Annotated in this window: 13 protein-coding genes and 1 tRNA gene; 11 read left to right on the top strand and 3 right to left on the bottom strand. The window is 66.6% G+C overall.

Annotated features, from left to right (window positions below; genetic code table 11):
- Positions 1-5: 5 nt before the first annotated feature.
- Positions 6-584: a methylated-DNA--[protein]-cysteine S-methyltransferase gene (locus tag ACNJYA_RS36790; protein ID WP_212256091.1), complete on the bottom strand. Its 579-nt coding sequence runs from the start codon at positions 582-584 to the stop codon at positions 6-8.
- 173 nt (positions 585-757) lie between these two features.
- Here ACNJYA_RS36790 and ACNJYA_RS36785 point away from each other — a divergent pair.
- The 11 genes from ACNJYA_RS36785 (at position 758) to ACNJYA_RS36735 (ending at position 10947) form a co-directional block, all read left to right on the top strand.
- Positions 758-831: transfer RNA gene (locus tag ACNJYA_RS36785), tRNA-Gly, on the top strand.
- A 165-nt stretch (positions 832-996) separates the two neighbouring features.
- Positions 997-1578, top strand: a complete 582-nt coding sequence (locus tag ACNJYA_RS36780) for a helix-turn-helix domain-containing protein (protein ID WP_172786103.1) — start codon at positions 997-999, stop codon at positions 1576-1578.
- Between the two features lie 24 nt (positions 1579-1602).
- Entirely contained in the window at positions 1603-2076 is a 474-nt protein-coding gene (locus ACNJYA_RS36775; protein ID WP_439401696.1) for a GNAT family N-acetyltransferase, read from the top strand.
- A 126-nt stretch (positions 2077-2202) separates the two neighbouring features.
- The gene (locus ACNJYA_RS36770; RefSeq protein ID WP_439401695.1) at positions 2203-3276 is read left to right on the top strand and encodes a LacI family DNA-binding transcriptional regulator; all 1074 of its coding nucleotides are present in this window, start codon (positions 2203-2205) and stop codon (positions 3274-3276) included.
- Between the two features lie 84 nt (positions 3277-3360).
- Positions 3361-4815: a xylulokinase gene (xylB, locus tag ACNJYA_RS36765; protein WP_439401694.1), complete on the top strand. Its 1455-nt coding sequence runs from the start codon at positions 3361-3363 to the stop codon at positions 4813-4815.
- On the top strand, positions 4816-6138 hold the full coding sequence (gene xylA, locus ACNJYA_RS36760; protein WP_172786099.1) for a xylose isomerase: 1323 nt from the start codon (positions 4816-4818) through the stop codon (positions 6136-6138). It abuts the gene before it with no gap.
- 13 nt (positions 6139-6151) lie between these two features.
- A complete protein-coding gene (locus ACNJYA_RS36755) occupies positions 6152-6910 on the top strand; it encodes an ATP-binding cassette domain-containing protein (RefSeq protein ID WP_172786098.1) in 759 nt (252 codons plus the stop codon).
- Entirely contained in the window at positions 6910-7980 is a 1071-nt protein-coding gene (locus ACNJYA_RS36750; RefSeq protein WP_439401693.1) for an ABC transporter permease, read from the top strand. The genes ACNJYA_RS36755 and ACNJYA_RS36750 overlap by 1 nt, the downstream gene beginning before the upstream one ends.
- Before the next feature lie 93 nt (positions 7981-8073).
- A complete protein-coding gene (locus ACNJYA_RS36745) occupies positions 8074-9006 on the top strand; it encodes a sugar-binding protein (RefSeq protein ID WP_172786096.1) in 933 nt (310 codons plus the stop codon).
- A gap of 102 nt (positions 9007-9108) precedes the next feature.
- On the top strand, positions 9109-10086 hold the full coding sequence (locus ACNJYA_RS36740) for an aldo/keto reductase (RefSeq protein WP_439401692.1): 978 nt from the start codon (positions 9109-9111) through the stop codon (positions 10084-10086).
- Positions 10087-10089: 3 nt separating this feature from the next.
- Positions 10090-10947: an amidohydrolase family protein gene (locus ACNJYA_RS36735; RefSeq protein WP_439401691.1), complete on the top strand. Its 858-nt coding sequence runs from the start codon at positions 10090-10092 to the stop codon at positions 10945-10947.
- Between the two features lie 158 nt (positions 10948-11105).
- Here ACNJYA_RS36735 and ACNJYA_RS36730 read toward each other — a convergent pair whose 3' ends face one another.
- Positions 11106-12335: an ABC transporter substrate-binding protein gene (locus tag ACNJYA_RS36730; protein ID WP_172786093.1), complete on the bottom strand. Its 1230-nt coding sequence runs from the start codon at positions 12333-12335 to the stop codon at positions 11106-11108.
- 115 nt (positions 12336-12450) lie between these two features.
- A complete protein-coding gene (locus ACNJYA_RS36725) occupies positions 12451-13377 on the bottom strand; it encodes a methyltransferase domain-containing protein (protein ID WP_439401690.1) in 927 nt (308 codons plus the stop codon).
- Positions 13378-13428: the final 51 nt, after the last annotated feature.

Here is a 13428-nt window from a genome sequence, read left to right as displayed (position 1 = left end):
CTTATCTAGGTGGAGGGTCTCGGCGGGGCAACGGGCAGCAGCACTTCGAACAAGGTCTTGCTGGCGATGGGATGAGCGCCCTCCAGCGCCAGCAGCCGCCGCTTGGAGATCACGCCGCCATAGGGCGAGAGCCGGTCGGTGTAATTGCCGGCCTCCAGCACCCGGTGGCAGGGCACGATCAGCATGAAGGGATTCTTCGCAATCGCCTGCGCCACCGAATAGGCTGCGCCGGAGGCACCGAGCGCCCGGGCCACCTCGTGATAGGTGCGCGTCTCCCCCCGCGGGATGCTGCAGGCGTACTCGTAGACGCGCCGGTTGAAGCCGGGCACGTCGCCGGCGTCCAGGCTGACCTCGGAAAAATCGGGATCGTGACCTTGCAGCAGGCCCTTGATGCCCTCGATCGCAAGCTCGGCGTTCTCGGATGGCCGCTGCTCCCGCGCCTCGGGATGGACCTGGAAAATCCGGCGGCGGGTGTCGATCTCCCGCGCCTCCGGCAATTGCACGGCGATCACGCCGGTGCCGCTCCAGATGATGCCGCAACGGCCGATGGCCGTGTCGAATATCGCGTAAGCCTGCCCCACCATGCACACGCCCCACTCAGTGCACGTTTCTCCCCGGAGAAGCGATCATAACACCGCCACAATCCGGCGCACCTGGAATCTTATCAGGACGTTAACAAGCGTCCGGCCGGTCGCGCCAAACCGCTTGGCGGCAGGCGCCGTCTCGGCTAATCAGGAGGGGCGCGGAGCGCACTCTCGCGGGCGTAGTTCAATGGTAGAACGGCAGCTTCCCAAGCTGCATACGAGGGTTCGATTCCCTTCGCCCGCTCCAAGCTTCCATTCCCTATCCAATAAGCGACCGTAGGCCGCTCACCCGCCGCGCAAAGATTCCAATATATTGGTCTGTCGTTGCCGGCAGGTGCGCCTCGCCCGGCTTAAGGTTCGCTTCGCCGTGACGGGTCGGTCCTCATGTCGGGCAATGTTCGGATCAGGGATCATGGACCAGCAAAAACTCGATCGCGCCATCGGTCGGCGGCTGAAGACACTGCGGACGCAGGCGGGCATGACGTTGAACGAGCTTGCGGCCCGCTCCGGCGTCAGCCGGGCCATGATCGGGCGGGTGGAGCGGGCGCAGAGCAGTGCGACGGCGGCGCTGCTGAACAAGCTCTGCGCGGCGCTCGATGTCACGCTCAGCGATGTCGTCGCGCTCACGGAGAAGCCGCCGGAGCGCCTGGTGCGGCTTGCCGATCAGCCGCTCTGGCGCGATCCCGACAGCGGCTATCGCCGGCGTCACGCCTCGCCGCCGGATGCGGCCAGCGGCATCGAGATCATCGTCGTCGACCTGCCGGCGGGTGCGCGCGTCTCCTACAGCCCGTGGGGCCGCAACGCCTTCACGCAGCAGCTCCTGATGCTGGAGGGCGCGATCGCCGTGCATATCGATGCCAAAGCGGTGCGGCTGCGCGAGGGCGATTGTCTCGATTTCGACGTGATGCGCGCCGTGATCTTCGAGAACGAAACCAGGCAGGACGCGCGCTACGTCATCATCGTCAGGCGCGGCGCTTCCTACGGCAAGATGTGAGGGCAAAGCGTGGAGACGAGAACGATGCAGATCCGCACCGGCGACACCTATGATCCGCGCGTCGTCGCGCTGCTCGATCATCACGTCACCACAGCGCGGGCGCAGACGGCGCGGGGCAGCGACCATGCGCTTGATCTTGCGGGCCTGCGTGCACCCGAGGTTGCGTTCTGGACCGGCTGGGACGGCGAGACGCTGGTCGCCACCGGCGCGCTGAAGACGCTCTCGGCCGGCCATGGCGAGGTCAAGTCGATGCACACGCTGCAGACCACGCGGCGGCGCGGCTATGGCGGCCAGATGCTGCGCCACATCATTGCCGAGGCCCGTGCACGCGGCATGACGCGGCTCAGCCTCGAGACCGGCTCGTGGGACTATTTCAAGCCGGCGCATGCGCTCTACCTGGCGCACGGTTTCGTCGCCTGCAGCCCCTTCCAGGGTTATGTCGAGGATCCCAACAGCCTGTTCCTGACACTCGATCTGTCGGAGCCAGGCCGCCGATAGCTCACGAGGAATCTTGTCGAGCACGCGCTCGGGGGCGGGACGTCGTTCCTGGACCGGGACGCAAAAAGACCGATCCCCTCATCAAATGAGTTGCGTACCTCAAAACACCTCTGCTAGCCTTCAGCCATGGCCGAGACCCTCACCCCGACTGCGCTGACGCTGAAGGACATCGCCCGCGAGGCCGGTGTCAGCCTCGCCACGGTCGACCGCGTCCTGCACAACAGGCCGGGGGTCCGCCCGGACACGGTCCGGCGGGTCAAGGACGCCATCGCGCGCAATTCGTTCCAGCCGCATGTGGCCGCCGCCGAGCTCGCGCGCGGCCGCGCCCGCCGCTTCGCCTTCGTGATGCCGTCGGGGCCGAACCCGTTCATGCAGCAGATCGAGGCCTATCTCGGCGAGATGGCGGCCTGGCTGTCGGCCCGCCGGCTCAATGTCGAGATGATCGCAGCCGACGTGTTCGAGCCCGCTGCGCTCGCAGCTTCGCTCGAAGCCCTGTCGGGCGATTACGACGGCATTGCCGTGGTGGCGCTGGACCATCCGAGCGTCCGCGCCGCCATCAACGATCTCGTCGATGCCGGCGCCAAGGTCGTGACGCTGGTCTCGGACGTGCCGTCCTCGCGCCGCCACCATTATGTCGGCATCGACAACATCGCTGCGGGCCGCACCGCCGGCGCGCTGGTCGGGCGGCTGGTCGGCCAGAGGTCCGGCAAGGTCGCGATCGTCGCGGGCTCGCAGGGCCTGCGCGACCATGCCGAGCGCATCTTCGGCTTCAACCAGGTGATGGCGAGCGAATTCCCCGATCTCAGCGTGCTGCCGGTGCTGGAAGGGCGCGACGAGGACGACCGTTCGGAGCAGCTGCTGGCGCGGCTGCTCGGCAAGCACGCCGACATCGTCGGCCTCTACAACGTCGGCGCCGGCACGCAGGGCGTCGCCAAAGCGCTGAACGACAAGGCGCAGAACGAGAAGGCCTCTGGCGCGGCCGGGCGCGACAAGCAGGTGGTGTTCGTCGGGCACGACGTCACGGCGCTGACGCGCCGGTTGCTGCTGCAGGGCGTGATGGATGCCGCGATCTCGCAGAACCCCGGACATGAAGCGCGCGCGGCCGTCCGCGTGCTGCTCGCGCTCGCCCGCGGCGAGCCGATCTTGAGCGAACAGGAGAAGATCCGGATCGACATCGTGATGCGGGACAATCTGCCCTAGCGGCAGGTGGATTTGGCAACAGGCGGCCAGCGGGGAAAAGCGACGCAAGATCGCTCTCCCGCGGCAGGCGAAGGGGAGGACGATTTGTATCTCGGGATCGACATCGGCACGTCCGGTGTGAAAGCGGTGCTCGTGAGCGAAGCCGGCGCGGTGACCGCGACGGCGGCGCGCGAGCTTGCGCTGTCGCACCCTGCGCCGCTGTGGTCCGAGCAGGATCCCGACGCCTGGGTCGATGCGGCCGTCGGTGCCGTCGACGATCTCGCCGCGCGCCATCCGCGCGAGGTCGCGCAGGTCCGCGGCATCGGGTTGTCGGGTCAGATGCATGGCGCGACGCTGCTTGGCGAGGACGGCCGCCCGCTGCGTCCGGCCATCCTCTGGAACGACGGCCGCTCGCAGGCCGAATGCGCAGCGCTGGAGCGGCGCTGTCCCTCGTTGCACGCCATCGCCGGCAATCTCGCGATGCCCGGCTTCACCGCGCCGAAGCTGCTCTGGGTGGCAAGGCACGAGCCGAAGATCTTCGACCGCGTGGCAAAGGTGCTGCTGCCGAAGGCCTATGTCCGCTATCGCCTCACCGGCGAGATGGTCGAGGACATGTCGGACGCGGCCGGCACGCTGTGGCTCGACGTTGGCCTGCGCCGCTGGTCCGCGCTGCTGCTGCACGCCACCGGGCTCGATCTGCACCACATGCCGCGTCTCGTCGAGGGCAGTGCGGTGAGTGCGGTGCTCGCGCCTGAATACGCGCAGCGCTGGGGCATGGCGAAAAATGTCGTGGTCGCGGGCGGCGCCGGCGACAATGCGGCCAGCGCGATCGGGCTCGGCGCCATCGCACCTGGCGATGCCTTCCTGTCGCTGGGAACGTCGGGCGTGCTGTTCCGCGTCACAGATCGCTTCGCCCCGGCGCCGGCTTCGGCCGTGCATGCCTTCTGCCACGCGCTGCCCGGCCTCTGGCACCAGATGGGCGTGATGCTGTCGGCCGCGGCTTCGCTTGCCTGGCTTGCCGGCGTGATGGAGACGCCGGCCGCAGCGCTCCTGGCGCCGCTCGGCGAGCGCGTCGATGCACCAGGCACGGTCCAGTTCCTGCCTTATCTCGACGGCGAGCGCACGCCGCACAACGATGCCGCCGCCAGCGGCGCCTTCGTCGGCCTGCGCGGCGCGACCGGGCGCTCAGAGATCGTGCAGGCCGTGCTCGAAGGCGTCGCCTTTGCCGCGCGCGACAATCTGGCGGCGCTGAGCGCAGCCAGCGGGCCGATCGCCGAGGTCGATCTCGTCGGCGGCGGCTCGCGCTCGCCGCTGTGGGCGCAGATCTGCGCCGACGTGCTCGGCCTGCCCGTCCATCGCGTCGAGGAAGGCGAGGTCGGCGCCGCACTCGGCGCTGCGCGGCTCGGCCGGCTTGCCGCGACAGGCGAGAACCCCGCGGACGTCTGCACGCGTCCGCGGCGGCTCGCGAGCTTCACACCCCGCCCGTCCGTCGCTGCGGCCTATGACGAGGCCTATCGGCGATGGCGCGCGCTTTATCCCGCATTGAAGGAGTCTTCTTAAGTGAACGCGCCAGCCAAATTCTTCGATGCAAGTGCACCCGTCGCCTTCGCCGGCAAGGAGGCCGAAGGCGCGCCCGCCTTCCGCTGGTACGACAAGGACCGCCTCGTGCATGGCCGCCGGCTCGAGGATCACTTGCGCTTTGCGGTCTGCTATTGGCATTCGTTCTGCTGGCCCGGCGGCGATCCCTTCGGCGGCGAGACCTTCCTGCGGCCTTGGCACCACGGCACCGACGCGATGGCGATGGCGCGCGCCAAGGCCGATGTCGCCTTCGAGCTGTTCCGCCTGCTGGATGTTCCCTTCTTCACCTTCCACGACGTCGATGCGGCGCCGGAAGGGGCTTCGCTCGCCGAGTCCGTCGCCAACCTCAACGCCATCGCCGATCTGTTCGAGCAGAAGATGGCAACGAGCAAGGTTCGCCTGCTCTGGGGCACTGCGAACCTGTTCACGCACCGCCGCTACATGGCGGGCGCGGCGACCAATCCGGACCCCGAGATATTCACCTATGCCGCCGGCCAGGTCCGCGCCGCGCTGGAGGTGACGCACCGGCTCGGCGGCCAGAACTACGTGCTGTGGGGCGGACGCGAGGGCTACGAGACGCTACTCAACACCGATCTCAAGCGCGAGCTCGACCAGCTCGGCCGGTTCGTCTCGCTCGTCGTCGAGCACAAGCACAAAATAGGCTTCAAGGGCCCGCTCCTGATCGAACCGAAGCCCAAGGAGCCGACCAAGCACCAATATGATTTCGACGTCGCCACCTGCTACGGCTTCCTGGAGCGCTACGACCTGCTCAAGGACGTCAAGCTCAACATCGAGCAGAACCACGCCATCCTCGCCGGTCACTCCTTCCATCACGAGGTCGCGCTGGCCGAGGCGCTCGGCGTGTTCGGCTCGCTCGACATCAACCGCGGCGATGATCTGCTCGGCTGGGACACCGACCAGTTCGCGATGAACGTGCCGGAGCTGGCGCTGGTGTTCCACGAGATCCTGAACCGCGGCGGCTTCACCACGGGCGGGCTCAATTTCGATGCCAAGATCCGCCGCCAGTCGATCGACCCCGATGATCTCATCCATGCCCATGTCGGCTCGATGGATGCCTGCGCGCGCGCCTTCCTCGCCGCTGCCGACATGCTCGACGCCGGCGCGCTCAGCGCGCCGCTCGCACAACGCTACGAGGGCTGGGCCGGGCCCGAGGGCCGCGCCATTCTCGCCGGCCAGCGCTCGCTCGCCGATCTCGCCGACCGTGCGATGAGCCCCGGCTTCGATCCGCAGCCGCGCTCCGGCCGGCAGGAATATCTGGAATCCCTGGTGAACCGCTATGTCTGAGGAAACGCCGCTGATGACGAAGGCTGACGCGACACCGGTGCTCGAGCTCACCGGCATCGGCAAGGAGTTCGGCGCGATCCGCGCGCTGCACGACGTCGACATGCAGGTCTGGCCTGGCGAGGTGGTCGGCCTGATGGGCGACAACGGCGCCGGCAAGTCGACGCTGGTGAAGATCATCGCCGGCAATTTCCGCCCCACCCATGGCGAGATGCGCTTTGCCGGCAGCGCGGTGCATTTCAACCGTCCGGTCGATGCCCGCGCGGTCGGCATCGAGGTCGTCTACCAGGATCTCGCGCTCGCCGACAATCTGAGCGCCGCCGCCAACGTTTTTCTCGGCCGCGAGCTGAAGCGCAGGTTCGGACCCATTGCCTTGCTCGACCACAAGGCGATGGCATCGCGCGCGCTGGAGCTGTTCGGCGAGCTGCGCTCGGAGACGCGCCCCGACGATCTCGTTAGGCAGATGTCGGGCGGCCAGCGCCAGGCGGTCGCGATCGCGCGGACCCGGCTTTCCAATGCGCGGCTGGTGATGATGGACGAGCCGACCGCCGCGATCTCGGTGCGCCAGGTCGAGCAGGTGCTCGGCCTGATCCACCGGCTGAAGGAGCAGGGCGTCGCCGTGATGCTGATCTCGCACCGCATGCCCGACGTGTTCGCCGTATGCGACCGCGTCGTCGTCATGCGGCGCGGCGAGAAGCGCGCCGACAAGTCGATTCACCAGACCTCCCCCGAGGAGGTCACCGCTCTCATCACCGGTGCGAAGGAGGCGGCGTGATGGCCATGCCCATGGAATCCCCGATCAGCTTCACCAATGTCGGCAAGATCAGATGGTGGCAGCGCGGCATCTTCGCCTCGCAGACCGGCTACGTTCTGCTCGCGCTGGCGGTGCTGCTGGTGATCATGCATTTCGCCAGCCCCTACTTCTTCACCCAGGGCAACATGCAGAACGTGGCGAAGAACTTTTCTTTCATCGCCATTGCGACGCTCGGCGTCACCTTCGTGATCATCACCGGCGGCATCGACCTGTCGGTGGGATCGATGATGTGCTTTTCCGCCATGATCACCTCGATGGTGATGACCGAGCTGTCGGCGCCCGGCTCGCCGCTGGTGCACATGGCAGCTGACGGCAAGACCGTGCTCGCCAATGTGCCCGGCCTGATCCTGCTCATCTCGATCCTCGCCGGTCTCGGCGTCGCACTGATTGCGGGCATCGTCAACGGCTTCTGCATCGCCGTGCTCGGCCTGTCGCCCTTCGTCACCACGCTCGGCATGCTCTCGATCGTGCGCGGGCTCGGCTATGTCGTCTCCAATGGGCGCGGCAGTTTCCCGGGCGGGCCGGACGCCGATTATTTCTATGCGCTCACGTCCGGTGACGTGCTCGGCGTGCCCGCGCCGTTCATCTATCTCGTGATCCTGGCGCTCACCATGGCCGTGGTGCTGCACCACACCTCGTTCGGCCGCCACGTCTTCGCGCTCGGCGGCAATGAGAAGGCGGCCGAGCTCACCGGCATTCCGGTGGTGCGGGTGAAGATCGAGGTCTACGTGATCTGCGCGCTCGCCGCGGGCCTGCAGGGCATCATCATCTCCGGCTGGCTCGGATCGGCGCCGGCCAACATGGCGACCTCCTACGAGCTCAACGTGATCGCGGCGGCCGTGATCGGCGGCGCCAATCTCGCCGGCGGCATCGGCGGCCCGCTCGGGGCCATCGTCGGCTGCGTGCTGCTGGAGGTGATCCGCAACGGGCTCGTGCTGGCCCAGGTCAGCTCGTACTGGCAGCAGACGCTGGTCGGCGTGATCATCATTCTGGCTGTGCTGGTCGACCGCATTCGCTCGCGGATGACCTGAAATGACGACATCTCGGGAAGGCAAGGAAAACGCCGCCTATCCGCTTCCCGGGGGCTTTCGAGGGGATAGGCACCAACAAGAGTGGAGGAGACCATGAGGAAACTGCTTCTTGCCGGTATCGCGGTCGCGATGATGGCGACGCCGGCATTTGCTGCGAATTACCGCTTCGTCATCGTGCCGAAGGCGATGAACAATCCGTTCTTCGACTTTTCGCGCGATGGCTGCCTGAAGCGCGCCAAGGAGCTCGGCAACATCGAGTGCATCTACAAGGGACCGGTCGAGCATGAACCTGCGACCCAGGCCCAGATCATCCAGGACTTCATCACGCAGAAGGTCGATGGTCTTGCCATCTCCGTCGCGGACGTTGCGGCCATGACCAAGTCGATCGAGGCGGCGACTGCTGCCGGCATTCCCGTCATCACCTTCGATGCGGACGCGCCGGGCTCCAAGCGCATCGCCTATATCGGCACCAACAACAAGGAGTTCGGTGTCGCGCTCGGCAAGGAGCTCCTGAAAATGCGGCCGGACGGCGGCAAATACGCGATGGTTTCCGGCGGCCCCGGCGCCAAGAACCTCGCCGAGCGCGTCGACGGCGTGCGCGAGGCGCTGAAGGGCTCGAAGTGGACCGAGGTCGCGGGCTCGCCGACGTTCTGCAACGACGATCCAGCGCTCGCGGTCCAGCAGATGACGGACATGCGCACCGCAACGCCGGACCTCGCCGCCATCGTTCCGATCGGCGGCTGGCCGATGTTTGCGCCCGAAGGCTTCAAGGCCTTCGCCAGCCGGAACAAGAAGGACATCGATTCCGGCAAGTTCACGCTGGTCGTTGCCGATACGCTGAAGATGCAGCTCGAGCTGCTGCGTGACGGCTACGCCAATGCGCTGGTCGGCCAGCGTCCGTTCGAGATGGGCGAGAAGGCGATGGACACGCTGCTCGCCATCAAGAAGGGCGAGAAGGTGCCGGAGATCGTCTACACCGGCCTCGATCTCGTCACCAAGGACAACGTCGCGCAGATGTTGAAGTAGGAGCGCTGCCAGCCCCGCGCTCCTGCATGCCTCTCCCGCTTGCGATTTCCGCAAGCGGGAGAGATGATTTGGAATGGAAGACGACTGCTGGAAGGCGATGGAATGAAAAGGTCGCGGCTCGGCGCTCTCGATGTCACCTCGATCGGCCTCGGTTCCGCCCCGCTCGGCGGATTGTTCTCGCCCGTCAGCGATGCCGATGCGCAAGCGACGCTTGAACGCGCCTGGTCGCTCGGCGTTCGATTCTTCGATACCGCCCCGCTCTACGGTTTCGGCCTCGCGGAGCGGCGGTTGGGGGCCTTCCTGCGGCAGCAGCAGCGCGATTCCTACGTCATCTCGACCAAGGTCGGCCGCCTGCTGCGCGCACCGGACGGTGCTGCCCCCGAGGACGAGCACTACAAGGGCACGCCGCGCGAGCGGCCGGTGTTCGATTTCAGCTATGACGGCGTGATGCGGTCGGTCGAGGAGAGCCTGCAGCGCCTCGGCCTCGACCGCGTCGACGTCCTGCTCGTCCACGATCCCGACGACCACTATGACGATGCCGTCACCGGCGCCTTCCGCGCGCTCCAGCACCTGCGCGAGGACGGCACGGTCAAGGCGATCGGCGCCGGCATGAACCAGTCGGAGATGCTGGCTCGCTTCGCCGAGGCCGTGCCGGTCGACTGCTTCCTGCTCGCCGGCCGCTACACGCTGCTCGACCAGGGCGCGCTGGATGCGTTGTTTCCGCTCTGCCAGGCGAGGGGCATCGGCATCCTGCTTGGCGGCATCTACAACAGCGGCATCCTGGCCAATCCGCGGACGAGCGCGAAATTCAACTATCAGGATGCTGATGCGGCGCTCGTGGCACGTGCGCTGGAGCTCGACGAGCTCTGCCGCAGGCACGGCACCGAGCTGAAGGCCGCCGCGCTGCAATTCTGCATGGCCCATCCGGCGGTGACGGTCGCCGTGATGGGTGCGCGCAATGCCGCCGAGGTCGCTGACAACATCGCCATGTCGGAAGCGGCGGTCCCGTTGGCGTTCTGGCAGGACTTGCGGGCGCGAAAGCTCATGGATGTGCGCGCGCCACTTCCCGGCGGAGCGTAGGGCATGATCGTCGATTCCCATCAGCATTTCTGGGATCCGGCGCGCGCCGACTATCCCTGGATGGAAGCGCCCGAGCTGGCGCCGATCCGCCGTGCCTTCGGCCCGGCCGATCTCGCGCCGCTGCTGAAGGCGAACGGCATCGACGCCAGCATCGTGGTGCAATGCCGCTCCGCGCTGGAGGAGACCGAGGAGTTCCTGCGTATCGCGGACGCGACGCCCTCTGTCGTAGGCGTGGTCGGCTGGGCCGACCTGACCGATGCTGCGCTCGACGAAACGCTCGACCGGCTGCGCGCTTTGCCTGGTGGAGCAAAGCTGGTCGGGATCCGTCACCAGGTCCACGACGAGCTTGATGCGGATTGGCTGCTGCGCGACGACGTCCAGCGCGGACTTACCGCGGTGTTCGCCCACGATCTCGCTTACGATTTCCTCGTCCGCAGCCGCGAGCTGCCTGCCGCGATCGCAACCGCGCAGGCCTTTCCGCACGCGCGTTTCGTGCTCGATCACGCCGCCAAGCCGCCGATTGCGGCCGGCGGGAGCGCGGAATGGGCCGACCGCATCGCAGCGCTGGCTGCCTGCGGCAACGTCTGGTGCAAGATCTCGGGATTGGCGACGGAAGCGGTCTGGAATGACTGGGATGCGGAACGGCTGTTTCCGTTCGTTGCACACGCCGCAAGATGTTTTGGCGAGGACCGGTTGATCTTCGGATCGGACTGGCCCGTGTGCCTGCTTGCGGGAAGCTATGGCGAGATCAAGACCGCGCTGGAGGCCTGCCTGGCGAAGCTCGGCCCGCGCGTGCGGGACAAGGCGTTCGGCGTGAATGCAGCGCAGGCGTATCGGCTGGCGTCGCGCGTTAGCGCCTGAGCGCGCGCCTCGTCCTTCGAGACGGCGCTGACGCGCCTCCTCAGGATGAGGCTAAGCGGCGTCCGTGTCCTTTGAAGCACCCGCCGCGCACTCCGCTCCTCATCCTGAGGAGCCCGCCTAAAGCGGGCGTCTCGAAGGATGGCCGCAATCGCAGAGCCTTACTCCGACATCGGCTTGTCGGAGATGTCCCAGTCCTTCCCGGTGAAGGTGGAGATGAACAGCGTCTTCATCGGCGTGTAGTCCTCGGGCGTGTAGCTGTAGGTGACGCCGTCGAGGAAATACGGCGAGTGGAAGCCATTGAGGTTCGATGCCTGCTTCAGCACGTTGGCGCGGGTGAGCTCGTCGCCGCAGCGGCGCAGGATCTCGCCCATGGTCGCGGCCTGGCCGTAACCGGCGAAGGCGATGGTGTTGTCGGGATCGATCGCCGGCGTGTACTTCTTGCGCAGCTCCTCGAACGCCATGACGTCCGGGTCCTTCTCCCATTTGGGCAGGCCGACCTCCTTGTTGTAGCGGATCGCGACGATTCCGGTGGCGTTCTCGAGGCCCGCGGCATTGAGGATCGAGCGGCCGGTGGAGCCGGCGGAAAGCAGCTGCAGCGGCTTCCAGCCGAGCTCGGCCACTTTCCGGATCGACTGCGACGAGGCCTTGCCGGTCGAGATGTTGTAGAAGACGTCGGCCCCCGACTTCGAGAGATTGACGAGCTGGGAATCGACGGTCGGCTCGGTCAAATCATAGGTCTGCTCCATGATCACCTGCGCAGTGCCGCCGGCATCCGCCAGCACTTTCTTGAAGGGTGCAAGGAAGTCGCGGCCGAAATCGTCGTTCTGGTAGAGGATGCCGATCTTGGCGTTCGGCTTCACGCTGACGACGTGCCGCGCCAGGATGCGCGCTTCGGTCGGATAGAGCGGCAGGCCCGCCATCGTCCATTTGAACTCTTTCGGATTATTCCACTTCGACGCGCCGGTGTTGAGCAGCAGCTGCGGCACGCCCTTGGAGTTCAGGTATTTGTGCACGGCGGTCTGCGGCGCGGTGCCGAGCGAGCCGTACAGCGCGAGCACTTCCTCCTGCTCGACCAGGCGCCGCGTCGCCTCGACGCATTTCGGCGCGCTGTAGGCGTCGTCCATGGTGAGGAATTTGACCTTGCGTCCGTTGATGCCGCCCTTCTCGTTCAGCATCTGGAAATAGGCTTCGCCGATGCGGCCGAGCACGCCGTAGAGCGAGCCGGGGCCGGAATGCGGCACGGTCTGACCGATCTTGATCTCGGTGTCGCTGGCGCCCGCATCGTATTTCTTCTCCGCAGCCCAGACGTAGGGCGCAGGCAAGGTGGATGCGGCGATGGTGGCGAGTGCGCCGGCGCTGAAATCGCGCCGCGATGGATTCTTGGTCATTGTTGTTTTCTCCCTGATGCGCGCATTGTGCTGACATCGCAGCTCGGCTCGCAAGTGGGAAGTCGCAGCTTTGCGACGCAATGACGCTCAAATCGTCAGGCGTTAGCGCCTAGACTCAAGTTTTCTCGGCGACGACGACGAGGCCGCGCACGGGCTCGTTGTTCTCGTTGCGCGGCGAGGCTGGCTCCAGGGTCAGCAGCTTCAACCCCGCCTTGGCGATGGCGCCGCGCACATATTCCGCGGAATGGGCATAACGCAGGCCGTCGCCGAGCACGATGCCGCTGCCGTCGTGCGTCTCCAGCGTGAAGGCAAGCACGCCGCCTGAGACGAGCACGCGCTTTGCCTCGGTGAGAACAGGGGCGAGATCGGAGAGATAGACGAACGCATCCGCGGCCACGATGAGGTTCGCGCTGGCATCCAGCTTGCCGCGCAGGCCCTCGAGCATGTCGGCGACTTCGAGCGCGGCATAGAGGTTCGTCGCCCGCGCCTCCTTGATCATGCCGGGCGACAGATCAATGCCGGTGAAATGGTCGACCTGCTTGGCGAACGCGGCTGCCGCAAGGCCGGTGCCGCAGCCGAGGTCGATGGCGTGCTTGAAGTAGGCCGGCTTCTTGGCGGCGACGCGCGCGGCCAGCACCGCCTTGAAGATCAGCGTGGGGGCGCGATAGCCGAGATCGTTGATCAGCGCGTGCTCGAACCGCGGCGCGTATTGATCGAACAAGGCCTGCACATAGGCCTTGGGCATCTCCGCCATCGCGGTATCCCCGAGCCGCATCAGGTGCAGGCCGGCGCCGTGCTGGTCCTCGGGGTCGCATCGCCGCGCTTCACGAAACGCCGCGATGGCCTTGTCGCGCTCGCCGAGCTGCTGACGGATCTCGCCGAGCGTGAACCAGGCCGAGGTGAAATCAGGTGCGAGCTCGATCGCCTGCTCCAGAAGGTCGGCGGCGGCGGGCAGGTCGCCCTTGAGCTGGAGGTCGCGCGCGAACTCGAAGCGGCGGTCGGCCATGAGATCGCCGGAGGTCAGGAACAGGCGGAGCGGCATTGAGGAACCAGGAAACGAAACGGGTAATTGACTCGAAGATGTGATGGCTCG

Origin of the sequence: Bradyrhizobium sp. BLXBL-01, assembly GCF_051853025.1 — a bacterium.
Lineage (GTDB): Bacteria > Pseudomonadota > Alphaproteobacteria > Rhizobiales > Xanthobacteraceae > Bradyrhizobium.
This window is presented reverse-complemented; position numbering and strand designations above follow the sequence as displayed.